Source organism: Parabacteroides sp. AF39-10AC (genome assembly GCF_003635405.1).
Taxonomy (GTDB): domain Bacteria; phylum Bacteroidota; class Bacteroidia; order Bacteroidales; family Tannerellaceae; genus Parabacteroides; species Parabacteroides distasonis.
This window is the reverse complement of the sequence record NZ_QTLP01000014.1, coordinates 47,447-72,804: the sequence shown is the minus strand read 5'-3', so window position 1 is coordinate 72,804 and position 25,358 is coordinate 47,447. Positions and strand designations below refer to the sequence as shown.

Genomic DNA, 25,358 nt, shown 5'->3' with positions numbered 1-25,358 from the left:
ATGTTCAACGCATACAGACTGTCCTCAAAACTCGTTTACTGATTATTATTCAGCAGGAGCAGCTTCTACGGCAACAGAGTCAGTAACCTCAACAGCTACAGAATCAGTAGCGGCAGCATCCTCTTCTACTACAGGAGCTTCCTCAACTACAGTAGCCTCTTCTGTTTCAGCAACAGATTCGGTAGATTCAGCAGATTTGTTGCCACAAGATGCGAATGATACAGCTGCGATAACAGCAGCAAATGCAACTAACTTTTTCATTTTGTTCTTAATTTAAACGGTCTATAATATCTTGTTGTTGTAAAACGATGCAAATGTATGTATTAATCATATATGTTGTACAACATAAGACGTTTTTTTTTGAATTATTTTCTACCGCTTTTACAATATGCTGAATATTAGCTGCGTTTGCTTTCTATTTATTTATCAATAATTACTGTATAGGTAACGCTTAATGCTTTTCTTCGGTGTTTTCTCAAATTCTGTCGGATACAATTGTATCTCCGAGATCGTTTCGTAAGGAGCCAGGAGCTTGTTCAACTCTATCCTATTTTGTTCCATGATAACTGGAAGATCCGTATGCGAGATACCCGTACTATCCACCGTATCGTAATCCGGATACACCATCCCGATCAATTTCCCGTTTTTCTCCACGACCAAACTCTCCATCACGAATGGCAAATTGTTCAATTTGGATTCAATCTCTTCCGGATAAATATTTTGTCCGCTAGCGCCCAAGATCATCGTCTTGCTACGTCCACGTATAAAAATACGGTTGTCATGATCGATCGTACCCAAATCACCAGTCCTTAGCCAGCCATCTTCCGTGAAGACATTTTGGGTTGCCTCATCATTCTTATAATAGCCTTTCATTACGTTCTCGCCCGATACTTGAATCTCGCCTACCTTATTATAAGGGTCTTCCGAATCGATACGGACTTTCATGATCCCTTTCAAGATCTGTCCGCAAGAACCGGGCACATACTCATTATTATGGTCATAACTGATCAACGGGCCACATTCCGTCATACCATAACCGATCGTGAACGGGAATTTGATCTTATACAAGAAATCCGTTACTTCTTGATTCATGGCGGCGCCCCCCACGATCACTTCACGGAAACGTCCTCCCAAGGCATCCACCAAATGTTTGCGGATCTGCGCATAGATACGTGAATCCAACAGTGGGATATTCAAGGCCAACTTCAAGGTTCGCTTATTCAACTGAGGAAGGATCATCTTCTTATAGATCTTCTCCAAAATCAGGGGAACCATCAAGATCAAGTTCGGCTTCACCTCCTCGAATGCCTTTAATAAGATCTTAGGAGACGGCACCTTACCTAATAAATAGACATGCACACCGAATGCCATGGGTACCAATAAATTGAAAGCGCAACTATAGGCATGGGCCAGAGGCAGGAAACATAACTCACGTTCACCCCGGAACAATAGATCCAGTGTCCGGGCATACGTCACGTTTCCGGCTAAATTATTCCCCGTCAACATAACCCCTTTGCTAAATCCGGTCGTACCCGATGTATAGTTGATCTCTACCACCTTGTCATTATCCAACTCAGCGTATTTGATATCCTCTTGGGTGAAGCCATCCGGATATTTCTCGGTCATCTTCTCATCCAGCGATTTCATCAACTTCTGGATATTCTCCCCATCCCGTTGATGCAAGCAACGATAATCAGAAAGAGAGAATACGCCGCGAACCTCCTCGATCTTATCTTCCTCCAAAGAATCCCAAATCCGGTCGCTAACAAACAAAAAGACAGATTCCGAGTGGTTAATAATATGATGTACATCATTCGGATTAAAGTCCTGAAGAATAGGCACGATAATCGCCCCATAAGTAACAACCGCCATATAAGCGATGCACCAACGGGAGCTGTCTTTACCGATCAACGCGATCTTGTCTCCACGACGGACTTGGCACTCATGGAATAAAAGATGAATACGTGCGATCTCCGTTGCTACATCACCGAAAGTAAAGGTTTTACTTTTCCCGTAATCCGTTAATGCCGGCAAGGCCCAGTTTTCCTTGAAACTCTCCTCGTAAATCTTAATGAAATTCTCTTTGATCATAGCACACTTTTGTGAAATTCGCGTAAAAGTAAAAACAAATCCTTACTTTTGCCATGATATAACCTATAAATTTAAAATAAGAATGAAAAGAATCACTCTCGCATGGGCATTGACCCTCTGTAGTTTTATTACATTTATCGCCTGTTCATCCCCAGATGTTGGAGAAAGAAGCGTAAGCATTATCCCCGCTCCGGCCCAAATGACAGTAGGCGAAGGTACATTCACGATCCATCCCGGCATCGAGATCGGTTATGCGGACGAATCCTTAAAGGGTATGGGCGAGTTGCTATCCAACGAGATAGAAAAGTTGTCCGGCATCAAGCTGGCTTCTGCCTCAGACAAAGAATCGAATTGCATCATCTTCCTCGAGTTGACAGATCCGAAAGAGTTCGCCGACCTGCCAAAAGCTTATGGATTGAGTCCGAAAGATAGTGTCCCCGTAGATGAGTCTTACTCCCTCTCCATCCAAAAGAGAAACATCTACATCAAGGCCACTACCCTAGAAGGTATCTATCGAGGTATCACTACCTTGAAACAAATCGTGGGTAGTAACCTACAACCCGGAGGCGAGAAGATTTATCTACCGCTACTGGAAGTGAAGGACGCACCTCGTTTCGCTTGGCGCGGACTCTCTTTCGATGTATCTCGTTGCTTCTTCGATCCCGAGGAAGTGAAACAAGTGATCGATATGGTCGCCTTATATAAGATGAACGTACTGCATATGCATCTTTCCGATAACCAAGGCTGGCGTATCGAGATCAAGAAATATCCCGAGCTAGCGGAAATAGGAGGTCAACTTCCCAACAACGGCAGAAAAGGAGGCTATTATACGCAAGAGGAGTTCAAGGATCTCGTTAATTACGCGAAAGAACGCTTCATCACGATCATCCCGGAAGTAGATATCCCGGGGCATACAGCTGCCGTATTCGCCGCTTATCCGGACTTCAAGAACGCTGTCAAATTCAAGACCAAGGTTAACATCCCGGGGCAGGCCTTCAATGCCCTCGACGTAGACGATCCGAAAGCGATGCAATTTACGGAGGATGTTATCGCGGAGCTAGCCGCTTTAGCACCCGGAAACTACATTCATATCGGAGGCGACGAGGCGATCGGCTTACCCCATGATAAGTTCGTCCGTTTTATAAATAAGACACGGGAAATCGTACTGAAGAATGGAAAGAAAATGGTCGGCTGGCAAGAAACCGCCCGTGCGGATATCTCGGAAGGCGATGTCATCCAGCACTGGATTTATCTGAAGCAAAAAAGCGAGAACTCTTCTAAGAAAAAAGATAATATACCTGCCGAATATAAAGAGATCATGGCCTTATTCGCCGAATTCATGAAAGAGGCACCAAAAGATCCGGGACTTGGTATATCCAAAAAAGCGAAAGTGATTCTCTCGCCGAGCGGTTACGTTTATCTGGACCATAAATATCTGGAACCAAGTGCGGACTCCACCCAAAACGCGGAGCAAGAACGTCTGGGTATGGCCGCCTACGAGAAACAAACGATCCAAGAAATGTACGACTGGGACCCAATGACCTTCAACCCAACTGTAGAGAATCCTCAAAAAGATGTAGCGGGTATAGAAGCCGCTATCTGGTGCGAGACGATCACCAATTTCAGAGATCTGCAATTCCTGTTAATGCCCCGTTTGGCTGGTGTCGCCGAAAAAGGTTGGTCCAAAGTAGAGAACACACATTGGGACGAATATAAAGTAAGACTTGGCGCGCAAGCCCCCTTATGGGAAAAGGCCGATTGGAACTATTTTAAATCATCCTTAGTGGATTGGAAATAACAGTACAAAATCTTCATAATATTACGAATATTTCGAAATAAATTAAATATCTTTGTCCTATTAACTTTAGGACAAAGATATTTTTATGAATAAATGGCTTATTATATTTGCGATATTACTAACCGCTTGTACCGGCACAAGCGAGAAATCAGAGGAATGTATAACAATTGACCTAGCAACTGTTTTTGACCATCAACCTCAAGAAGTAGCCTTAAAGAAATGGGCGAAATCCATCCAATTCATCCCTCTGCAAACGAATGACTCAATCTTGATCAAATACATCTCCCGCATTATTAAACACGGCGATAAGCTATTGGTGCAGCATGATAACAGAGCTTCTGTTTTCGACTTGGCAGGAAAATATTTATACGATATCGGCAAACAAGGAGGAGGTCCGGATGAGTTTAGTCGTATATCCGGACTAGAACCTCATGATCATCTTATTTATATAAAAGATAGCCCCATCCGAATAAAGGTATACGATTGGCAAGGGAAATTCCACCAAACCATTCAAATTCCGGATAAGAACATCCGGGGATTTTATCCACTCCCTAAGACGAACGTTATCCTAGGTCACGTACCCAACCTCTCTGGCAACGCACCCATTCGGTTCTATTTTTGCCAAGATACAGTCATATCGGATAGCATACCTTACTATAAATCTTATACAGAACCTCCTTTCGTCATGACATTTACCTATGAGTTCCGTCCTTTCGACGGAAATAAGATTGCCGCATTTAAGGAGTTGTTCTGCGATACGATATTTAAAGTTTCCAACGACATGAAGCTAACTCCTTATGCCGTCCTCGATCTAGGTAAATACCGAACGCCCGAGGAACTCCGTTATAATATCACGATAGACGATATAAAAAACGACCTGTTCAGGACAAAGACGATCCCTGTCATACCCGGGCAAATCGGAGACCGGCTCTATATGCATAACTTCTCCGATAAAGATACCTATACATTATATTATGATATAGCGGAGAAGCAATTAGCCTATGTACAATTCATATACCCGGAAAACTCATTTGAACTTCCCGAAGAAGCCTATTTCACTCCCAAATACATCTCAAACGACAACCGTTACCTAATCGATTGGGAGCAACCCGAGAATGATAACAATCCGGTATTAATCTTAGTGGAGCCCTAGTTGCCGTATTTCCTCTATCGGCACAATAAACAAAACAAGGCCGCAGCAAGGACTATTCGATAACAAGTCTTCATAAATAATGTTGCTTGACTGTATCTATTCCTTAGTTCACGGCATGGTTTTTACAGACCACGTCATGGTTTATACAGACCACGACGTGAATCGCACAGACCACGACGTGGTTTGTAGAATATATCCAATAGTAAAGAAGAATAGATAGGCTTCCGGAAAACTATTTATGCAATAGTAAAGAGTTTTTAAGTCCATCTCAATCCGAACTCTTTACTAATCCGGGCTTAATTAGTACCTTTGCACTCTAACTAAATCGAAAATGATAGATCAGACCGTATTTAACAATAAAAAGGCCGCTTATTATACGCTGGGTTGCAAACTAAATTTCGCGGAGACCTCTACCATTGGAAAGCTATTAGCCGAACAAGGGGTACGCAAGGTGCGCCCCGGAGAGAAAGCGGATATATGCGTGGTGAATACTTGCTCCGTAACGGAACTGGCCGATAAGAAGTGCCGGCAAGCGATCCGTCGGATCAGCAAGCAACACCCCGGCGCTTTTATCGTGGTGACCGGTTGCTACGCACAGTTGAAGCCGGAGGAAGTCTCCCATATAGAAGGCGTGGACTTGGTTCTTGGCGCCGAACAGAAATTAGATATCCTTCAATATCTAGAGAACCTAGAAAAAAAAGAACACGGAGGAACTGTTATCGCCTCACAAAGCAAGGATATACGTTCCTTCTCCCCTTCTTGCTCGGCCGATGACCGTACACGTCATTTCTTGAAAGTACAAGATGGATGCGATTATTATTGCTCCTATTGTACCATTCCTTTCGCCCGTGGAAGAAGCCGGAACGGGACGATCGCCAGCATGGTGGAACAGGCGCAGGAAGTCGCACGTAAAGGAGGAAAGGAGATCGTATTGACAGGGGTAAATATCGGGGATTTCGGCAAAAGTACCGACGAAACCTTTATCGACTTAATCCGTGCTTTGGATGAGGTAGAGGGAATCGTACGCTATCGTATCTCTTCCATCGAGCCGAATCTGATTACCGACGAGGCCATAGATTTCGTGGCCCATAGCAAACGTTTCGCTCCTCATTTCCATATTCCTTTGCAAAGCGGTAGCGATGCTGTCTTGCAATTAATGCGCCGCCGTTACGACACCGCTCTTTTCCGTCATAAGATCGAAAAGATCAAGGAAGTAATGCCGCATGCTTTCATTGGCGTAGACGTAATCGTTGGAACCCGTGGCGAGACAGACGAGTACTTCGAGGAGGCCCGCCAATTCATCGATAGCTTGGATATAAGCCAACTGCACGTGTTCAGTTATTCGGAACGCCCGGGTACCCAAGCGCTGAAGATCGATTATGTAGTAGACCCAAAGACCAAACACGCACGCAGTCAACAACTCTTGGATATCTCAGACCAGAAACTTCATGCCTTTTATGAGGCCCATATCGGACAAGAAGCGAATGTCTTATTCGAACACACCAAGAAAGACGGCAAGATGCACGGTTTCACCGAGAACTATATAAAGGTAGAAATCCCTTATGATGCCGCTTTGGTCAATGAGACCCGCAAAGTCGTACTAGGCGGCTGGAATGAGGATCGCACCGCATTAATAGTCAACAATCAATCATCAACCGTCAACTAAGATGTGGGATAAAATACAATATGCCTTTCTTTATAGCTGGGTAAAAGTACACGCCTTACTTCCCATGCGAGCTTTATACGTGTTATCAGACATCCTATATGTCCTTATCTATAAGATAGCCGGATACCGGGTAAAAGTAGTGCGCCGTAATATAACCGCCTCTTTCCCGGATAAATCCAAGGCAGAATTACGCCAATTAGAACGTCGGTTCTATCATCATTTCGCCGATTATATCGTAGAAACGATTAAACTAGCCCATATCTCTCTGGATGAGATACAACAGCGTGCTTATCTGAGGAACCCGGAATTGGTTGACCAACTTATGGCGAAAGGCCATACTTGCTTCATCCTCACGATGGGGCATTATGGCAACTGGGAATGGTTCTCCGGATCGACCACCCGTTTTGAGGACTCACGCATCTATCAGATATACCGTCCGTTAAACAACAAGGCCTTTGATAAGCTATTCGCCGATCTCAGGACACAGTTCGGTTCTTTCGGCATCAAGAAAAACGATACGATACGGGATATCATCAAGTTAAAACAAGACAAAACCAAATCAGTCGTCATCTTCTTGGCGGACCAGACACCCAGCAAGGCCAACCTGCATTATTGGACCGAGTTCCTTCATCAAGATACAGCCATATTAACCGGTCCGGAGCGTATCGCACGGAAACTGAACCTGCCTGTAATCTTCCTCGATACCCAAAAGGTAAAAAGAGGATATTACACCGTAGACATGAAGCTGATTACGGAGAATCCAAAAGAGACTCCGGAGAATTACATCACCGAGCGATACGCACGACTTTTAGAGAAAATGATCTTGCGTGATCCGGCCTACTGGCTATGGACCCATAAACGTTGGAAACATAAACATGAGCAACAAGGATGAAAAAAGTAGCGATTGTCATCTTAAACTGGAACGGAAGAAAGCTAATGGAGGAATTCCTTCCTTCCGTCGTATCCAACTCTCCGGAATGGGCGGAGGTTATCGTAGCAGATAACGGTTCTACCGATGACTCGATCGAGATGTTGAAAGCAAAATTCCCCACGGTCAGCATTATCTGCCTCGACCGGAACTACGGATTTGCCGAAGGATATAATCAAGCGCTCAAAAGGCTCGACCATGAATATTGCGTTTTATTAAACAGCGACGTAGAAGTTACTCCCAATTGGTTAGATGCCCCGATTGCCACTCTCGACTCTGATCCGTCAATCGCTTGTGTCCAACCCAAAATACGGGCTCAACGAAATAAAGAATACTTCGAGTACGCGGGTGCGGCCGGAGGATACATTGACAAATACGGCTATCCATTTTGTCGGGGGAGAATCTTGCATATCGTGGAAAAGGACGAGGGGCAATACGACACTCCCGCCGATATCTTATGGGCGACAGGAGCCTGCTTATTCGTTCGTACGGCTACGTATAAGGAAGTCGGGGGATTAGATGCCGGATTCTTCGCACATCAAGAAGAAGTCGATATGTGCTGGCGTTTACGTTCACGGGGATATCGGTTGGTATGCGTCCCACAATCCATCGTTTACCACGTCGGTGGAGCCACCTTGAACGCGGAAAGTCCCCGCAAGACCTTCCTCAATTTCCGGAATAGTTTGCTGATGCTTTATAAGAACTCCCGGGAAGCTGATTTAAAGCATGTGATGCGCATTCGCTTTTGGCTGGACTATATCGCCGCCGCTAAGTTTCTGATGGAAGGTCATATCCAAAATGCGAAAGCGGTTTATGAGGCACGGAAAGCCTATCACCAGCTGAAGCCGGAATATGCGCCCAAGCGTAAAGAGAATCTGGAGAAAAGTACACTGAGCACCATCCCGGAACTTATGCGGGACAGTTTAATTCTGGCATTTTATCTAAAAAGGAAGAGGACATTCAAAGCGATAAAGGATAGACGATAAAGAAACCGGCCTTCTTACTTCCCCTAAGGAGAAAAAGAAGACCGGAGAGCTTGGAGATAAGATAGAGAATAGATTATGGATTACTATTCTTTTACTTTTTTAATAGCTTTATAAATCTCACTATATGAATCTCGACCTTGATACTTCTCTGCAAGTTCACAAGCTTTAATCATTTTTGCATCTGCAATCATATCCCTTACCCAGCTATCTTTTTCCAGATATTTACGTGTTTTGCCGTATGTTGGAAGATAGCGCTTCAAAGCCCTTTCTGTAGCTGCTGAATCTAGGAAATGACGGCAAGTATCCTCAAAATGCAAAAGGAACCAATATTCGATTGATTGCAAACTGTCGCACAGAATAACATTACCATTCTTCTCATATTTCTTTTTCAGAGCTGCCATCTTCCTATTTTCAGCATCTGATCGTCTGCTAACATCGGCATCGAAAACACAGATTACAAATACATCTTCATTTAGAAGCTCCTTTATCTTTTTATCAATCTTCTCGATACTATTATTCTCAAACAGACGTGGAGATATAGAGTATCTGTAGCCTAGAAACTTTTTAAGATGACTGAAATAAAACAATTCAGTCAGTCCTTCACCCACAATATGAATGACTTGTCTAGTGGCAATATTCTTTCTAACGTTTCTCATAAGGCCGGTATTTATAGATTAGGAACTGCCCCAAATTTACCAAACTTATACGCCTTTTGTAGAGAGCTTATTCTATTCAAGCCTTTGAAATCAGTTAGAGGATATAGTACACTGGCTCCATCTGTGTTCTTCTCGGCGAACCAGATATTATCTTTTCTAAGCAGATCCTCTTCCCCCAACAGACCGTCATAATGAGTAGTAAGCAGTAACTGAGCTTGCTTTGACTCCTTCAAGAAACGTTCAATCATATATTCGATCAACTTAGGATGAAGAGATGATTCTATTTCATCTACAGCAAGGAATGCATTGCTTCCAATACTATTTTGTATCTGGGATGCCAAGCCGAATGTTCGTATGGTACCATCTGATTCATACAACTCCGGGAACTCATAGTAATCATTCCCCCCCAACCCGGAAGAGACCTTGTGCTGATACATGGTATAATTTACTACTCCCTTTTTAGTCTCCTGCTCTTTTGAAGAAATATTCGAAATATTGAAGTCTGCTTCCTGCAAATACCTTAGGATATATTCTTTGGCAGTTTCTTTTTTAATTGCCTCTTCTGCATAGCGGCTAAGTGATGATGTAGGTACTATCGCAGGCATCATTTGTTTAGTCAAATACTGAAGGGCTGTTTCCATTTCTGCAATATTGGTATTTACCTGCATGTAAGCTGCAAAGACAGACATATTAGGTAAACACTTTAAGGTTATTTCCTCTTTTGCAGCCGTACTGATTTTAACTTTTTGACCAAATTTGATGGAAGAGACATTGTTTTCCATGCTACGTTCAAAAACAGTGGCCGGTTGTTGACTGAGATAATAAATCAAGGTTTCCCGGACAATGTGCGTAGTCTCCAACAATACGGAATAGACATATCTGATAGCCTTGTCTCCATTCATGGCATAAAATGAAACAGAAAACTCTGATGCTTGTTCTTTACTTGTTCTATTTAGCAAGAACGGAACAATCTTAATTAGCTCCGCTTTATTAAGTGGAGTGCAAGTTATAAAGGACCTTATAAAATCGCAAACCTTAATAATATTACTTTTTCCTGAGGCATTGGCTCCATAAATGACAGCTAACTTAAGTAATTTTACATCCGGAGCCAGCTCAACAACATGATATGACTCCAAATCCTTACTCTTATCTGCCTCAAAGCTAAGAACTGTCTCATCTCTGAATGAGAACATATTCTTGAATTTAATTTCAGCTATCATATATCTATTGTTTTCTCACAAAGATACATATAAAAACCGAATACAAGGTATTCAGGCAATAACAACATGCGTATCCATAAGCAATCATTTATCTTATAACAGCGCTTAGATACCAATAATACATTTTTCTCACGCCATCCTCTATATCCACCCGGTGATGCCATCCCAACTCATGCAGTTTGGTCACATCGGTCAATTTACGCATAGTTCCATCCGGTTTTGTGGGATTGAACTCTACCTTACCTCGATAACCGGTTGTTCTCACGATCAAATCTGCCAAAGTAGCGATCGAAATCTCCTTCCCGGTACCTATATTAATATGGCAATTACGGATATCAGTATCTCCTTGCGAATAAGTATCCTTAAAATCCACATGTTCCATGATATATACGCTCGCATCTGCCATTTCCTCACTCCATAAGAACTCTCGAAGCGGCTTACCAGTTCCCCATAGCTCCACCTTATCCGAAGAGATCCCATAACGAGCCAAAACCAAAAGAATTTCCTCTTGGGAGCAATGTCCATCAATACCCTCCACTGGACGGGCATCTAAATCCCGGCAAACACCTTGCCAATCTCCCTCATTCAAACACTTGCCCAAATGGATCTTCCGTATCATAGCTGGCAATACATGGCTACGTTCCAAATCAAAATTATCATTCGGGCCATATAAATTAGTCGGCATCACAGCGATATAATTCGTACCATATTGCAGATTAAAACTCTCGCACATTTTCAACCCTGCGATCTTGGCGATCGCATACGGCTCATTCGTGTACTCCAGCGGAGAAGTCAGCAAAGCGTCCTCTCGCATCGGCTGCTCCGCATCACGTGGATAAATACAAGTGCTACCTAAAAATAACAATTTCTTGACCCCATGGCGAAAGCTCTCACCAATCACGTTCTGCTGAATCTGTAAGTTCCGGTAGATAAAATCAGCCCTATACTTACTATTCGCCATAATCCCCCCTACATGAGCGGCTGCGAGAATCACGTACTCCGGCTGTTCCTCATCAAAAAAGCGCTTGACAGCGATGCCATCCAATAAGTCCAGCTCTTTATGCGTACGTCCTACCAGATTCTCATATCCCTTTCTTTCCAGATTCTCCCAAATGGCAGAGCCGACCAATCCTCTATGGCCGGCTACATATATCTTAGCGTTCTTCTCCATCATTTCACGATGCCCTTCTCTAGATACTCAGCCAAATTAGTACGAACATGCGCAGAGGCACGTTCCACGGCCACCTTCGCCATATCCGCGTCCACCATTATCTTCACCAGTTGCTCAAAAGAAGTCTTTCGCGGATTCCACCCCAGCTCACGTCTCGCTTTCGATGGATCTCCCCAAAGATTAACCACATCGGTGGGACGATAGAAATCGGGAGATACCTCCACCAGCACCTTTCCCGTCTTGCGGTCGATTCCCTTCTCATTTTCTTCCTCACCTTGCCAGTACAATTCAAAGCCCACATAACGGAAAGCCAATTCGCTAAACTCCCGTACGGAATGTTGCTCACCCGTAGCGATCACGAAGTCCTCCGGTTTCTCATTTTGAAGGATCAGCCACATACATTCCACATAATCCTTGGCATACCCCCAATCACGAAGCGACGATAAATTACCCAATAAAAGCCTGTCCTGTTTCCCTTGCGCGATACGTGCGGCAGCCAACGTGATCTTACGAGTCACGAAAGTCTCGCCTCGTCGTTCCGATTCATGGTTAAACAAGATACCCGAGCAGCAAAACATATGATAAGCCTCCCGATACTCCTTTACGATCCAATAACCATACAGCTTCGCCACCGCATAGGGGCTATACGGATGAAAAGGCGTTTTCTCATTCTGAGGAACCTCCTCCACCTTCCCATATAATTCGGAAGTAGAGGCTTGGTAAATACGACAAGTACCCGTAAGATCATTTTGCCTTACCGCCTCTAGAATACGTAATACCCCGGTAGCATCCACATCAGCCGTGAACTCCGGTGAATCAAAAGAGACTTGCACATGGCTCTGCGCAGCGAGGTTATAAATCTCCGTAGGCTTTACCCTCTTCACCACCTGCGAGAGACTCGTGGAATCCCCTAGATCCGCATAGTGAAGATGGAAAGCGGGATGGCCTTCCAAATGCGCGATCCGTTCCCTGAAATCAACAGATGAGCGGCGAATGGTGCCATGTACATCATATCCTTTCTCCAAAAGGAATTCGGCCAAGAAGGAACCGTCTTGGCCGGTAATACCAGTAATTAATGCTACTTTTCTCATTTTATTTTCATGTTTATCTTTTCATATTCATAGATCTTGATAGTCCATTATACTGAAAGTTTATGTGAAGCAGTCCGCTTATTATCATTGTAATATTAATTCTTTCTTTTATTGTCTTGTATCCTTTTAATATATCGTAGATGATGTTCTTTCTCACTAATTGTCGAGAACCGATCCTTTATTTTCTTTGCAGGGACACCTCCCCAAATTTCACAGTCCGGAATGTCTTGTGTCACTACAGCTCCAGCCGCTATTACCACCCCTTTGCCGATAGTGATACCGCCCACGATTGTAGCACTATGCCCTATCCATACATCATCTTCAACAATCGTTATGCCATTGTACCCTCTTGAACTATTCCAGATAAGTTCACCCACAGTATCAAACTGATGATCATTTCTTCCGACAAAACAAACACGTCCGGCTATCAAGATATTATTTTTAAATACGACATCAGAAGCGATATTGCAATATTCTCCAAACTGGACGTTATGACCAATACTTATTTTCATGCCTCTGGCAAAAGTAGTGTGAGCCATAACTCTCACGAAACCATTGTATTTCACCCATGGATATTTCAAATGAAATAAATACCATGTTCGAACAATGTTCATTATGTAGCGTATGGCAAACGTTGTCATACCTGCCCCTTTCGGCATGTTATGATAATCTATTTTCACTTGTTTCGATTAATATTATAAAAAGCAGATACATAATTGTCAAAAGAGCATGGCATCAAGTTTGCCCTAGATAAAGGCTTATTGGAATATTTCCGACAGGCTTGCCTTATTATGTAAATGAATTCTGTTTCATTCATGGGATCAAATAACATTCCATTGCCTTTGGTCACAAAATCCGTGGCACCGATATACTTGCTTGCCACCACGGGACATCCGTAAACCAAAGACTCATTAATAACAGCGCCAAAGGGTTCATACCTACTCGGCAGAATAAAAAAATTGGCTATTTCATACCATGCATACAAACCGACATCGGTATGAAATCCGGCAAAAACCACTTTGTCTTTCAGCCCAAGTCGCTTTGCTTGTTGTTGCAAGCTTTCTGATAGTTCCCCCTCACCTACAATGACCAATCTATAATTTACGATTTGTGCTTTTGCAAACGCATTTAACAGCAAATCCAACCCTTTTGCTTTTACTAACCTACCTGTGTAAAGAATAACAGAAGTCCCTGCCAAACCATATTGTTGAATGTATTTTTGAAGGATAGGTTGAAACTGTGAGCGATAAGCCAACAATGTTTGAGGATTCTGTATATTAGGACATACCTCTATCCGCAATCGGGGGAATCTTCTTTGATACCATTGCTTCACAGCATCACCATAGACTATAATCCCATTGCTGTGGGTCAATACATAGCTCCTGGATTTAGCCTTCAATCCGGAAGATATTTCGGCCATTTTCAAGTTGTCAGATGTTGTCAGATAATAGTTGTAGTGAAATAGCCCCATTTGCTTATACAAGGCTACCAAAATACTTGTATAGGAATACTCATGGGAGAAAATGACATCGGGATCTATTTTTTTGATTAAATTGAAAATTCCCAGACGTACAGGCCTATTTCCAATCCTGAATCCTTTAGTCAAGAAAAGGACCTTAATATTCTCCAGTTTTTCCAGCAATTCTTTCCTGTTATAGGTGAATCCCTCACTGTCAGCATCCGTAAATGCGATGGTCATGTCATAATATTTACCCATCTCATTAAACACATCAATCCTCCATGGAGGTAGGTACTGGTAAAAGACTAATGCTTTCAACTTATTCATCTTCCTATACAGTAATAATCAAAGCCCAAATGTTGAAGTTCTTCTGCGTCATAAATGTTCCGCCCATCAATGATGACCGGATTGTTCATCAATTTCAGTAATAGGCTCCAATTGGGTAGCCGGAACTGTTTCCACTCAGTCTGTATCAATAAAGCATCCACTTCCAAGACAGTATCATACATGTCTGCGGCATATTCCACACCCCCGCCCATACGACGACGGCATTCCTCCATTGCCACAGGATCATACACCCGTACTTTGCATCCTTCCCTCAGCAACCGATCAATAGTGACCAATGAAGTCGCCTCACGCATATCGTCTGTTTCCGGTTTGAAGGCAAGTCCCCAAACAGCAATCTTTTTCCCTTGCAAAGCCCCTTTATAATGCTTGAACAATTTATTGAAAAGTACACTCTTTTGCTTTTCATTCACAGACTCCACCGCATTTAGCACCTTCATTTCATATCCATGCTTCTCTGCGGTCTTTATCAAAGCTTTAACATCCTTCGGGAAACACGAACCGCCATAACCGCAACCCGGGTAAAGGAACTTGCTTCCGATACGGCTGTCCGAACCTATTCCCTTTCGCACCATATTCACATCAGCTCCCACCAATTCGCATAAATTGGCAATATCGTTCATGAAGCTGATACGGGTAGCCAGCATAGAGTTTGCTGCGTATTTTATCATTTCCGCACTGGGTATATCGGTAAATATTACCCGGAAATTGTTCAGCAGGAAAGGACGGTAAAGTTTACCCATCAACTCCTTGGCTCTTTTCGATTCCACTCCTACCACAACCCTGTCTGGCGACATGAAATCTTTGATGGCTGCTCCTTCTTTTAGAAATTCAGGATTGGAAGCTACATCAAAGGGAACATTCACACATCGTTTATCAAGCTCTGCCTGAATAACAGCCTTCACTTTTTGGGCAGTCCCTATAGGAACTGTTGATTTGGTGACAAGCAGGGTATATTTCTGAATATTCTCACCAAATTGTTTTGCCACTGCCAATACATATCGTAAATCGGCACTTCCGTCTTCATCGGGAGGTGTCCCCACGGCACAGAACACAATGTCCACATCATTCAAGACAGACGTTAGATGGGTCGTAAAGCTCAACCTTCCTTCACGAAAATTGCGCATCACCATTTCATCCAATCCGGGTTCGTAAATAGGAATCCGACCGTTCTGTAAGTTTTCTATTTTTTCTCGATTCACGTCCACGCAAGTGACATGAACACCCATTTCCGCAAAGCAGGTGCCAGAAACCAATCCGACATAACCTGTACCAACAATTGCTATATTCATAACTATCTTTTAACGTCTTTTCCTGCATGTCGCATATACCTGTGAAAAGAATCCTATGATTGTTTTTCTCAATCCCACAAGTCTCATCGTGAATATAAGCGGATGCTGAATTTTGTTCTCAAACTTCTTTAATTGTATATCTTCCATATTTAATATGACAGGAAGAGCCACTTTCAAGAAAGGGATACCATGATGTGTTGATCTAAATGGCAGTAAATGGATTCCCTTTGTGTCTCCCAAATATGACCGCTGCTCGATGTCCCATCTGGATTGATTGGAAAAGAAATAATAAATATTCATCATAGGCATAATAAATGGGACAATATCAAAATACTTCCTATAAGGACCATCCTTTAATCTAAAGATTAGCGGATTTGTCTTTTCATTACTCTTTGTTAATAGGGATGTCAATTCTACTTGAGGATTGAAAGCAAATACCCTTTCGACTTTGAGGATGGAACCATACAAAATGGCCGCATAACCACCTGCTGAACTGCCAGACATGATAGTACGGTATCCATCGGTTTCATTTTTCAGAAATTCGATTAGTCTTTCCGGAGAATCAATGCTTTGGTTGATACCGGACAAATACCACTGCTTGAATACATCACGAACAAAAATATGTTTATACGCTTTTTCTATCCTTAAATTATACCATTCAAAGAAGTTTTTCTCTACAATCCTTTTCCTGAAAATATCTTCAACGTTTGGATAATATAGATCATTGCTGCAAAAATAGACAGCACAATACGTTTTATCCTTACATTGTTCATTATACTCAATCAGATAGTTGTGTTGGGTATCATACACATTACGTACAATATCCGAATCTGTTTGAAAAACAAACATGGATTTATTTATTGTTTCCATAATTGCGGAAATAAAACTCTTATATGAATTGTAATAAAATGCTTGACGGCTGTCACAAATCCGATGTGCCTTTTTTCAAAAAGGAAAAAAGGTATCGGTTCTGCATACCCTAAGGGGGAATAAAGATTTTTTATCCGCCTAATGAACGGGATCTCTTTTCTTGCCCATGCAGGCAACTTTGGATTGCTCTCGCAAATGCCTAGATATCCAGTAGCAACATAATTCTTAAAGCCGGCTTTCCGTACCCTATATCCATAATCAATATCTCCAATGGCATGACGATAAGTCCAATCAAGATTGCCAACCTTTTTAAAAACACATTGTGGTATCAAAACGCAATTTCCATTAAACTTTTCACATTCCTGCAACTTTCCATTAGGAGTTATTTTTTGCGAACCATCATATCCGCTATACGTAGTAACGCCTTTTTCCCTTAACCTCATTGGTGCTACTATTACGGCCTGATGATTGCATTTTGCAGAATTATCTAACAAAGTAAACAACGCACCGTCAAATAAATAGCTATCATCATTCAACCATAGATAAAAATTATAATCTTGTTTGGCAGCTTCTTCCCATGCCCTATACATTCCTCTGTTCCAAAATAAGTTACCATCACCTTTGATAATATGAACTTTCGGGAATTGCCTTTTAATCGCTTCCGGTGTTCCGTCCGTACAACCGTCATCGGTTAGATAAATATCGAGGCGCAAATAATTTGGCAATACTTGTTTATAAAGATTTTCCAAACATCTCAATGTTTTATTCTTCCTGTCATGAACTGTCAGTAATACGGCTATGTTTGCCTCTATCTGTTCCATTTTAAGATCCTTGATATAACTTGAATATTTGCCTTACGTTTGTTGGCAGAAAAAACTTTCTCATAACCATTTCATATCCGTTCTTGATTATCATTTCCTTTTCACCGCTGTTTGTCCTTAGCTTTTTGATTGCTTTTACGATCTCAGTCGATTGCTCTGGTATCAATAAAGAGCACAACTGTTCTTTATTGAAATCCCGCAATCCGGGAACATCATATAATATTGCCGGAATTTTGCAAGCCAAGGCTTCTATAGTAGTTAAGGAGATGCCTTCATAGTGTGAAGTCATAAGATATACATCAGAAACAATAAGGAATTTTCTCACCTCTTTTTGATTTCCCATAAAACGAATTTTGTTCTCAACTCCAAGTTTTCTTGCCAAAGTTTTTTCTTCTTCGGTAGTATCTCCTTGTCCAAGGTGAAGATACATTAGATTATTTTTTTCTTTTAGCAAATCGGGAAGTGCTTTGATAATGTCATGATGCCGTTTATTAACACTACAACCTCCTACGGAAATTATAACAAAACTATCTTTTGAGATGCCAAGTTCTTTTCTAACAGCTTGCTTCTCTGCCTTATCAGCCGGAAAGAATCGTTTATTCCCAAACCAATTATAGATTTTTATCGTGTCATTATGATAATATAAACGTTCATTATCGTACACACTATCTGATATCGTTTGGAATTTACAACTCAACAAATTCTTTGCACTCCATCTTAACCATATATGGTAAAGGTATGAAATAGGTCTGGACTTAAAGCAACTATGAAAAGTGTAGACAGAACGTATTCCCGCCAGACATGCAACCAAAGCCATATCCCATTTCATATTCGATGCATGGGTATGAATGACATCTATTCCTTCTTTTTTCACCAACCGGACTATTTGTTGGCAATAACTCCATCTGGTAATCAATCCACTCGGACAAGGTAGATGATATACTTTGTAACCTGCATCTTTAAACATGTCGGCATATTTACCCAACCTTTCTGCCGAATTTATAACATACAATTCACACCCAAGGCTTCTAAATTCATCGGCTGCATCAACATACATGATCTCAGCCCCAGAAAATTTCAATTCGTATAAAACATGCAATATTTTCATCGCTTATAGAATTACAACTTTTTAGTTACTTTGTGGATCAACAATTATTCAATAAATATACTACAGCTTCATTTCATCATTCATAAAAGAAAAAATCTGATTCAGCTAACCACATTTCAGTCATCTTACTTTTTTTGAAGAAAGCTCTGATTTCCATCTCTTTCTGTGCGGAAAAAACACGCTGATCCCCTAATCGAACCACTTTACCAGGACTACCTGCTATAAGTATTCCATCATCATGGTAACCTAAAAAACTCTTATTCACAAAACTCCTACTTGCCACAATGGTATTGTCGGGAAGTTGAGTACCCCGCATAAGGGTAGTAGAATTTCCAATCCAGTTCCTATTCCCCACTTCGATAATTCCCACACAATCCTTTACCAAGCCGTCTTTCTGAAGTATATAATGAAAGTTCGTATCACAACAAACACAATCGAAAGCGAACTGGCTATACGCTCGAATAAATATCCGATTGTTACATAAGATTTTACATCCACCTGAAAAACAGACATTTTCTCCCAGTTGCAATATTCCATCATTGATGCGCAAAGTACAGCCTGAAGAGAATTGAACGTCACCTTCTAGTACCATCGTACCATTTATCATAAACAATAATGAGGGAGCTGGGGTTGGATAAAAATATTCATGATTCTTGGCAAACTTGACTATTCCAAAACGAGGAGAACAGAGAAGCTTTACCGAAGAATTACTTATGATTAATTGCGTTTTCCCATAAATGACAATCGGCAAATGAATAGCTTGCTTGAAAGGAAGCAACTTAAAGTTTACAACCAATGTCTTCCATACATGAAAATGATATTTTCTGTATGTCTTCATGATTAATCGAAGTAAAGCATACATAAATCACCAATAACAATTGTTTTCTACTTTATCGCTATGTACCGTACGATATGCGTCTGGACTAACCCATGCAGGATTAGAAAAATATTTCAAATAGCAATCTTCTGGAAGCCCCACATCAAGTGCAATTTGTGGATTTTTCCAACGAATACCCTTGATACCAAACATCAATTGCAAGCCACCGCCAAAATGAACGGCTTGTTTGCCTATTTTTTTCACATGTGCAGCCAAAGGAAATCCATAAGCTCCGCATCCTATCAGACAGATATCAAAATCCGCTTTTCCTATTTCCCGCTTCATCCATTCCAGTGCGTCAAACCAATCTTTGAAACCTTGGTTGTCGCCACCCAGACTTTGTACAGCCTTTACTGTCCTTAGCTCAAAGTCCGGCAAAACATCTTTATTGTCAAACAAATCAGAACGACGGGCGTATTGCGCTTCGATCAGTTCGGCAAACGGATGAATCACAACAACCTTCTTCCCTTTCAATACTCTTGACCAAGGTCGAGATGTTACGAATGGATCAAAGAAAGATAAGGGTATAAATAATGGATTGCACATATAAGGTCGGAGAATATGTAATCCTCTCTGTACGGTCTCAAAAGACCCACATATATCCAGCAAAGAAGCGTCTTGAAGCATCATTTCGCAAAACCGGGAAAGATGCTCAATGTCAGGAGGGAAGAATCCACTCCAATTTTGCATTTGGTTCATGACGTTCTTGTTCCACCACCAATCAGAGACATCACCTCTCAGATATTTTTTTAGAAGAGGTTTTCCTTGGCGAATGCTTAAGTAATTGAGAATGCAAGCCATTTCCGTAGCTCCGAAGCGTGCAATCATGCAAGGCCTCTTGGAATCAAGTAAAGTATAGATTGCATCCGAAGCTTTCAGAGGATCGGTTTCTTCAACTATGACGGCTGATTTCTGAAATCCAGTCATCTTGCCATAAATTTTACGCAAGCTCCTCCATAGCACTGTTTCTATGTACGTCATTTGTTTACCAATTTAAATATTGTGGATTAATTTTATTCAAATCACATTTATCACCCCATGTAGGATACCTTCTTAACCTCCAGCGAACTTTCGTCAGGTTTATGTAAAGAATAGCGACTCTTGGATAATGCGCTATCAAGCTGAGCTCAAAAGGATAAAACAACTTTTTGACATCAAAGGAAAGACGTTGTATAAAACGGAGCAACGCTTCGTTATCTTTAAGAGAAAGTCTCCTTTTAAAGTCATGAAACAAAAAATACCTAAGATAAATATTCAAAGATTCATTCCCTTTTTCACTTACCCGCAAGCTATCTTCCATACCGATATTGTAATACATCAATTTGGATTCTTCAGCTTGAGGCGTATTGGGGTTTTGAGTCGTTTGACCTGGCACATCCCCCCTATACTTATTTAAAGGAATACCACAATAAAAAACTGGCGCTATCAAAGCAACAGCTTGTATAAGAAGATAATCTTCGTGATAAATCATGTGTGGAATATACCTATGCGTCCGATTAAATACGCTTTTCTTTAAGACAGTTCCGCTTGTCTGCCCAAACAGAGAAACATTATGAAACAGATTAATTTCTCCTTGATAATTCTCAAATCCTTTTGGTATACAATAAATAGAGCGAGAAGCACCTTGAGCGATAAATGCACATAGAAACAATCCGCATCGGGGGTTGTTTTGAATATGTTTGGTCATGATTTTCAGATAATCGGGATGCCATTCGTCATCGCCATCAAGCAAGGCTACATATTCACAGCGAGCTTCTTCTACCCCCCTATTCCGAGCGACACTTACGCCTTGATTTTCTTGATGAAATATCCGTATCCGGTTGTCGTGAAAATGTTGCTGGATTATCCCCACTCCATTGTCAGTCGATCCGTCATCGACTATAATGACTTCAAAATCCTGATACTCCTGTTTGAAAACCGCATTCAAAGTATGCACAATCGTATGCGCTTTGTTGTACAAAGGAATGACAATAGAAATCATATTACTTTTATAATTTTGTTATTAATATACTTCGATCCGCGATTTAGCATGAATGCCGTTACTATGGATAGTGTATAACATACTATTATCAATGTACCTCCATAAGAATAATAGTTTTTCGATAAATAAATAAAAATACCATGTACAAGATATAATTCATAGGAAATTCCTCCTAAAAATTTAAGACTAGTCAAGTTTACAATTCCTAATACCTGAATCACCCATACCATCACTATGGGCAATGTGACGTTTAATGCGATGAGAGAAGCGATTTTCATTCCATCAGAGACAAATCTGAGATAAATGAATATAAAAACCAACAAAAACAATATTGATCCAACAAAAAATGAGATCAGTTTTTTCCGCACAAACGATTGAACACCCTGGCTCATACAGGCATATTCTATACCAATATTAAAGGACAAGACGGACGTATACCACCAATAACCCCAGCCCAACAATAAAATGCAAGCGATATAGGCAAAAGAGCCAATCCACATCCAATTCAACGCTTTTCTACCTTGCACTCCGCATATGGAAAAAACGGCATGAAAAAAGATGTATAAAATGAAAAGTGCATACATATACCATGAATTGGGCAAAGGAGGGTTGCCTAAAGTCATTTCGTAGCAAATATTCCATGCAGACAGATGTTCAAAACACATCCTTATACAGATAAAAATACAGGTCGCAATGAGTAAAGGCGGTAACAGTTTCAAAAACCTTTTTTTATAGAATGAGTCCAAGTAAATTTTCCCTTTCTTATGTAAAGAAGCCATCAAACCATATCCGCTTATGAAAAAGAACATGGATACGGCCCCTCCTCCGAAAAAGGTAAACTGACTGACAAGCATACGAAAAGACGGCGATAAGCCCGGAAAAGAAGTGACACCGGACAAATGATGCAAAACGATTAACAAAACCAATATGCCCCGCAGGGAAAGGGTTCGGTCTACATTGAACGGACTGAACAATATCTGTGTTCCATTCCACCGATGTCTGAAAACAGTTAATCCCGCAAGAATCACCAATGCAATATAACAAATGCAATATAAGTACATGAGTTTATTTATCTGTCACAGGTAATCGAAAATACTTCTATACACGATGTCGTTAGAAGAAGCCAACCAAATAGATGGTGTGCTGAAAAAGCGGAAAGCAAAGCACAGCGGAACAGTTATCAAATAATAGTCACATAAACTCCCCTTTGCCGTAAAGAAATAGGGAACCACTAACGGCATGAAAAAGAAACGGATGATGAAATAACGGGTCTGCATGAGCGGCATCGAGGTCATGAGCAGGCACATGGAAATCAAAATCAAGAACAAGTTGTTAATATAAAGTTCGCACTTTCGCCGTTCGCTATCAAAGAAAAACGCTTTGACATAAAGAATAACCGTAACCGCCAAGAACGGATATACCGCCGAAGGCTGTATAATATCTTTCAATGCATATGCATTTGAAGCGGTAGCTAACCGCTGGAATGCATAAAAGCTACTGGAGGAAAATATGGACAGGTTGGTAAACAGGATGTAAAGTAATCCAAATCCCAAGACGATGTAGATGTAAAAGCGAAAAGAAGCTTTCTTTCCTAAACGAATAAACAAGAATGGAATAAAAAAACCTGTCATAGTATGCGTGAAAAAAGAGATAACCAGCAAAGGATAAAGAATACGTCCGTTGGTGCATCTTTCAATAATGGCATACAGCATCATTGACATGGCGAACTGCTGGCGCAGCAAATTATTGCAGATGCCATTCACTTCTGTCACAAAAGCAAATAGGCACAAAGAAGCAACAAGGAAACGGGGGTCAGCTTGAATATAGTTCCAAAATTTATAAATGGCAGCAAATGTGAACATATAGGTCAAAGCAACAATGAAATTCGCATAAGAAAGGAAATCTCCGTCAAACAGATAATAGCCTATCAGATTAAATGCCTGCCAGGCATATTCCTTTGTCGTGAAAAAAAGATAAGTGAGTGTGTCGGTTATTGCCGCATTATGAAAATTATAATAATAGTTCCCCGCCCAGTCACTCGGCTCTCCTAAATGGAATGACCGTGTAGACTGCAAACACCACATGAACAAGGTAAGAATAATGACCAAGTAGAATGCCATTGATTTTTCTTTTGAAACAAAAACAAAAAACAATGTTGACAGTACCCCCAAAAAAGGGTTAAGCAAAAAAATCAGAGCCAATGCTGCCTGAATTTTCCAAACTGCTTTATTGTCGGTTATTTTTATCTGACAGTCCATCAATGATACCTCCCAATAGTTCATGATTCCTTTTTATTTGTCTTTATCAAAATAAATAGGCTATACAAGATTCTCCTTTCTTCCTTTTGGCAGCAGATGCAATAGAATGAGACTGCAAATATTAACATGGTCAATGTCACCGAGAAGACCAAGGAAGATATGGAATTTACAGCAATCGCCATCATACACGGATATGCAATGACCAATGTGAGCAGGACGGATGCGGATACAGGTAGTATCGCTTTAAGGATAAAATAGCGAGCCGGTATGTTACAATCAGTTCTTGCGCAATACAAAGCTATGGAATAAGTCATTATCGCACCAAAAAGCAATGCGATTATATACATGAAATAAGGTTGAAAACCCATATGGAAAACTATATATATAAGAGGTAGCTGAATGATATTGGTAAAACTGCTTAATATCTTAAAACGCCTGATACGACCAGTGGCTTCTATTGCCCTTGGAACGGTTACACACAAAATGTCGACAAAGGTCTTCAACAACTGAAAACGGATAAACACCACAGTCCACTCTGGAACTTCTTTTAGCCATATTTTTAAGATGTAGGGTGCCTCCAGAAATACAGGAATCGCAATTATCGAAAATAGTGCAGATGAGAATTTGGATCCATAAATTACAGATTTCAAAAACAGATTCCCATCATGGGCACCTGCACTCTTTCCAATTACCGGATTCAAAGCTTTAGTCATACCCGATGATAAAGCTTGTAGCTGCCCGTTCAGTTGAGTCGTGATACCCTGTGCCGCATTCAGAAGCGTTCCAAAAAAGTGGTTCAAAAGAACGCTTTGTCCCTGTATACTAATGATTACAATCATTGTATTCAACAGATTCCATCCGAAAAAACTTGCCATTTCTTTCATCGTATCCCGATCGAAATAATGTTGTATGGACAAGGTACATTCAGCATAATGTTTATGGCAATATAATAGCATGATAGAAAGAGTGATAAACGGAATACATGCCATCAATACCCCATAAACTATCAGCCTGTCATGCGATGCATATACACAGGCAAATGCCACAAACAGTTTTAAGACAGATTCCAGAATACCTACAAAAGCATAATAGCGCATATTCTCACGGGAATTAAGTACCGCATCGTATGGAACAGTCATGACCGTAAACATCGTACTAGCCACTAATCCCCCATAAACTATTTGGGCGGCATGAGCTCTTTCCATGGGTATGTTCAGAATCCCGTTAAAAAAAATATATCCATTGATTATCAATGCTATTCCCGCAACAATTGCCACAATGAAATGTAACAGGATACTAACATTGAATATTACCGTTTTCTTCTCATAGTTTCCGGAACCTTCGGTGTAGGACATAAAGCGTTGTGTGGCACTTGCCATGGATATATTTAGGAATCCCAACATCGCAATGGTGCCCCCAACGATATTAAATACGCCAAAATCCGAAGCCCCCAACGCCTGAAGAATGATACGGGTGGTGTACAAAGAGATGAACATAGTGATGCCCATCCTAACATACAGATAACCGGTATTCCTAATTACACGTGCGACCGTTGTCGACATAGTATCTATTACTTTCCTGTTATAT

23 protein-coding genes are annotated in these 25,358 nt (G+C 41.1%); 5 read left to right on the top strand and 18 right to left on the bottom strand.

Annotated elements, in window-relative coordinates; translation table 11 throughout:
- Positions 1-45: 45 nt before the first annotated feature.
- Complete coding sequence (locus tag DW033_RS13810; protein ID WP_005855187.1) at positions 46-261, bottom strand: hypothetical protein; 216 nt, start codon at positions 259-261, stop codon at positions 46-48.
- Positions 262-426: 165 nt separating this feature from the next.
- The gene (locus tag DW033_RS13805) at positions 427-2,091 is read right to left on the bottom strand and encodes an AMP-binding protein (RefSeq protein ID WP_005855185.1); all 1,665 of its coding nucleotides are present in this window, start codon (positions 2,089-2,091) and stop codon (positions 427-429) included.
- 82 nt (positions 2,092-2,173) lie between these two features.
- On the opposite strand from DW033_RS13805, the gene DW033_RS13800 reads away from it, so the two are divergent.
- From DW033_RS13800 to DW033_RS13780, 5 genes are all read left to right on the top strand, one after another.
- Complete coding sequence (locus DW033_RS13800) at positions 2,174-3,889, top strand: family 20 glycosylhydrolase (RefSeq protein WP_048928339.1); 1,716 nt, start codon at positions 2,174-2,176, stop codon at positions 3,887-3,889.
- Positions 3,890-3,974: 85 nt separating this feature from the next.
- The gene (locus tag DW033_RS13795) at positions 3,975-5,042 is read left to right on the top strand and encodes a 6-bladed beta-propeller (RefSeq protein ID WP_005865567.1); all 1,068 of its coding nucleotides are present in this window, start codon (positions 3,975-3,977) and stop codon (positions 5,040-5,042) included.
- Positions 5,043-5,373: 331 nt separating this feature from the next.
- On the top strand, positions 5,374-6,708 hold the full coding sequence (gene mtaB / locus DW033_RS13790) for a tRNA (N(6)-L-threonylcarbamoyladenosine(37)-C(2))-methylthiotransferase MtaB (RefSeq protein WP_122382842.1): 1,335 nt from the start codon (positions 5,374-5,376) through the stop codon (positions 6,706-6,708).
- Position 6,709: 1 nt separating this feature from the next.
- Positions 6,710-7,600, top strand: a complete 891-nt coding sequence (locus DW033_RS13785; RefSeq protein WP_122380506.1) for a lysophospholipid acyltransferase family protein — start codon at positions 6,710-6,712, stop codon at positions 7,598-7,600.
- Entirely contained in the window at positions 7,597-8,622 is a 1,026-nt protein-coding gene (locus tag DW033_RS13780) for a glycosyltransferase family 2 protein (RefSeq protein WP_122382841.1), read from the top strand. Before DW033_RS13785 ends, DW033_RS13780 begins: the two co-directional genes overlap by 4 nt.
- Before the next feature lie 83 nt (positions 8,623-8,705).
- Here DW033_RS13780 and DW033_RS13775 read toward each other — a convergent pair whose 3' ends face one another.
- From DW033_RS13775 to DW033_RS13700, 16 genes are all read right to left on the bottom strand, one after another.
- Complete coding sequence (locus DW033_RS13775) at positions 8,706-9,278, bottom strand: RloB family protein (RefSeq protein ID WP_122382840.1); 573 nt, start codon at positions 9,276-9,278, stop codon at positions 8,706-8,708.
- An 11-nt stretch (positions 9,279-9,289) separates the two neighbouring features.
- Positions 9,290-10,498, bottom strand: a complete 1,209-nt coding sequence (locus DW033_RS13770) for an ATP/GTP-binding protein (RefSeq protein WP_005865557.1) — start codon at positions 10,496-10,498, stop codon at positions 9,290-9,292.
- A gap of 88 nt (positions 10,499-10,586) precedes the next feature.
- Positions 10,587-11,669 carry a GDP-L-fucose synthase gene (locus tag DW033_RS13765; protein ID WP_008778095.1) on the bottom strand — a complete coding sequence of 361 codons (1,083 nt, stop codon included), beginning with the start codon at positions 11,667-11,669 and terminating at the stop codon, positions 10,587-10,589.
- Positions 11,669-12,760, bottom strand: a complete 1,092-nt coding sequence (gene gmd, locus DW033_RS13760; RefSeq protein WP_122382839.1) for a GDP-mannose 4,6-dehydratase — start codon at positions 12,758-12,760, stop codon at positions 11,669-11,671. Before gmd ends, DW033_RS13765 begins: the two co-directional genes overlap by 1 nt.
- A 95-nt stretch (positions 12,761-12,855) precedes the next feature.
- Positions 12,856-13,440 (bottom strand): DapH/DapD/GlmU-related protein, encoded by a 585-nt coding sequence (locus tag DW033_RS13755; RefSeq protein ID WP_009018610.1) that lies wholly within the window; start codon positions 13,438-13,440, stop codon positions 12,856-12,858.
- Positions 13,437-14,546 (bottom strand): glycosyltransferase, encoded by a 1,110-nt coding sequence (locus DW033_RS13750; protein ID WP_005865548.1) that lies wholly within the window; start codon positions 14,544-14,546, stop codon positions 13,437-13,439. Before DW033_RS13750 ends, DW033_RS13755 begins: the two co-directional genes overlap by 4 nt.
- Positions 14,543-15,856, bottom strand: coding sequence for a UDP-glucose/GDP-mannose dehydrogenase family protein (locus DW033_RS13745; RefSeq protein WP_005865546.1), 1,314 nt, complete (start codon positions 15,854-15,856; stop codon positions 14,543-14,545). Before DW033_RS13745 ends, DW033_RS13750 begins: the two co-directional genes overlap by 4 nt.
- 9 nt (positions 15,857-15,865) lie before the next feature.
- Positions 15,866-16,726 carry a hypothetical protein gene (locus DW033_RS13740; protein ID WP_227154289.1) on the bottom strand — a complete coding sequence of 287 codons (861 nt, stop codon included), beginning with the start codon at positions 16,724-16,726 and terminating at the stop codon, positions 15,866-15,868.
- The gene (locus DW033_RS13735) at positions 16,714-17,547 is read right to left on the bottom strand and encodes a glycosyltransferase family 2 protein (protein ID WP_005865542.1); all 834 of its coding nucleotides are present in this window, start codon (positions 17,545-17,547) and stop codon (positions 16,714-16,716) included. The genes DW033_RS13740 and DW033_RS13735 overlap by 13 nt, the downstream gene beginning before the upstream one ends.
- A gap of 1 nt (position 17,548) precedes the next feature.
- A complete protein-coding gene (locus tag DW033_RS13730) occupies positions 17,549-18,655 on the bottom strand; it encodes a glycosyltransferase family 4 protein (RefSeq protein WP_005865540.1) in 1,107 nt (368 codons plus the stop codon).
- A gap of 76 nt (positions 18,656-18,731) precedes the next feature.
- A complete protein-coding gene (locus DW033_RS13725; protein WP_227154287.1) occupies positions 18,732-19,493 on the bottom strand; it encodes a hypothetical protein in 762 nt (253 codons plus the stop codon).
- A 27-nt stretch (positions 19,494-19,520) separates the two neighbouring features.
- Positions 19,521-20,459: a hypothetical protein gene (locus tag DW033_RS13720; RefSeq protein WP_227154285.1), complete on the bottom strand. Its 939-nt coding sequence runs from the start codon at positions 20,457-20,459 to the stop codon at positions 19,521-19,523.
- Between the two features lie 58 nt (positions 20,460-20,517).
- Positions 20,518-21,513 carry a glycosyltransferase family 2 protein gene (locus tag DW033_RS13715; protein ID WP_005865534.1) on the bottom strand — a complete coding sequence of 332 codons (996 nt, stop codon included), beginning with the start codon at positions 21,511-21,513 and terminating at the stop codon, positions 20,518-20,520.
- Positions 21,510-22,574 (bottom strand): acyltransferase, encoded by a 1,065-nt coding sequence (locus DW033_RS13710; protein ID WP_005865532.1) that lies wholly within the window; start codon positions 22,572-22,574, stop codon positions 21,510-21,512. The genes DW033_RS13715 and DW033_RS13710 overlap by 4 nt, the downstream gene beginning before the upstream one ends.
- Positions 22,575-22,589: 15 nt before the next feature.
- On the bottom strand, positions 22,590-23,795 hold the full coding sequence (locus DW033_RS13705) for an EpsG family protein (RefSeq protein WP_005865530.1): 1,206 nt from the start codon (positions 23,793-23,795) through the stop codon (positions 22,590-22,592).
- Complete coding sequence (locus DW033_RS13700; RefSeq protein ID WP_005865528.1) at positions 23,792-25,333, bottom strand: MATE family efflux transporter; 1,542 nt, start codon at positions 25,331-25,333, stop codon at positions 23,792-23,794. Before DW033_RS13700 ends, DW033_RS13705 begins: the two co-directional genes overlap by 4 nt.
- Positions 25,334-25,358: the final 25 nt, after the last annotated feature.

Coding starts and splice junctions, on each gene's coding strand:
- DW033_RS13810 (WP_005855187.1), bottom strand. CDS start 261: ATGAAAAAGTTAGTTGCATTTGCTGCTGTTATCGCAGCTGTATCATTC.
- DW033_RS13805 (WP_005855185.1), bottom strand. CDS start 2,091: ATGATCAAAGAGAATTTCATTAAGATTTACGAGGAGAGTTTCAAGGAA.
- DW033_RS13800 (WP_048928339.1), top strand. CDS start 2,174: ATGAAAAGAATCACTCTCGCATGGGCATTGACCCTCTGTAGTTTTATT.
- DW033_RS13795 (WP_005865567.1), top strand. CDS start 3,975: ATGAATAAATGGCTTATTATATTTGCGATATTACTAACCGCTTGTACC.
- mtaB (WP_122382842.1), top strand. CDS start 5,374: ATGATAGATCAGACCGTATTTAACAATAAAAAGGCCGCTTATTATACG.
- DW033_RS13785 (WP_122380506.1), top strand. CDS start 6,710: ATGTGGGATAAAATACAATATGCCTTTCTTTATAGCTGGGTAAAAGTA.
- DW033_RS13780 (WP_122382841.1), top strand. CDS start 7,597: ATGAAAAAAGTAGCGATTGTCATCTTAAACTGGAACGGAAGAAAGCTA.
- DW033_RS13775 (WP_122382840.1), bottom strand. CDS start 9,278: ATGAGAAACGTTAGAAAGAATATTGCCACTAGACAAGTCATTCATATT.
- DW033_RS13770 (WP_005865557.1), bottom strand. CDS start 10,498: ATGATAGCTGAAATTAAATTCAAGAATATGTTCTCATTCAGAGATGAG.
- DW033_RS13765 (WP_008778095.1), bottom strand. CDS start 11,669: ATGGAGAAGAACGCTAAGATATATGTAGCCGGCCATAGAGGATTGGTC.
- gmd (WP_122382839.1), bottom strand. CDS start 12,760: ATGAGAAAAGTAGCATTAATTACTGGTATTACCGGCCAAGACGGTTCC.
- DW033_RS13750 (WP_005865548.1), bottom strand. CDS start 14,546: ATGAATAAGTTGAAAGCATTAGTCTTTTACCAGTACCTACCTCCATGG.
- DW033_RS13745 (WP_005865546.1), bottom strand. CDS start 15,856: ATGAATATAGCAATTGTTGGTACAGGTTATGTCGGATTGGTTTCTGGC.
- DW033_RS13740 (WP_227154289.1), bottom strand. CDS start 16,726: ATGGAAACAATAAATAAATCCATGTTTGTTTTTCAAACAGATTCGGAT.
- DW033_RS13735 (WP_005865542.1), bottom strand. CDS start 17,547: ATGGAACAGATAGAGGCAAACATAGCCGTATTACTGACAGTTCATGAC.
- DW033_RS13730 (WP_005865540.1), bottom strand. CDS start 18,655: ATGAAAATATTGCATGTTTTATACGAATTGAAATTTTCTGGGGCTGAG.
- DW033_RS13725 (WP_227154287.1), bottom strand. CDS start 19,493: ATGAAGACATACAGAAAATATCATTTTCATGTATGGAAGACATTGGTT.
- DW033_RS13720 (WP_227154285.1), bottom strand. CDS start 20,459: ATGACTGGATTTCAGAAATCAGCCGTCATAGTTGAAGAAACCGATCCT.
- DW033_RS13715 (WP_005865534.1), bottom strand. CDS start 21,513: ATGATTTCTATTGTCATTCCTTTGTACAACAAAGCGCATACGATTGTG.
- DW033_RS13710 (WP_005865532.1), bottom strand. CDS start 22,574: ATGTACTTATATTGCATTTGTTATATTGCATTGGTGATTCTTGCGGGA.
- DW033_RS13705 (WP_005865530.1), bottom strand. CDS start 23,795: ATGAACTATTGGGAGGTATCATTGATGGACTGTCAGATAAAAATAACC.
- DW033_RS13700 (WP_005865528.1), bottom strand. CDS start 25,333: ATGTCGACAACGGTCGCACGTGTAATTAGGAATACCGGTTATCTGTAT.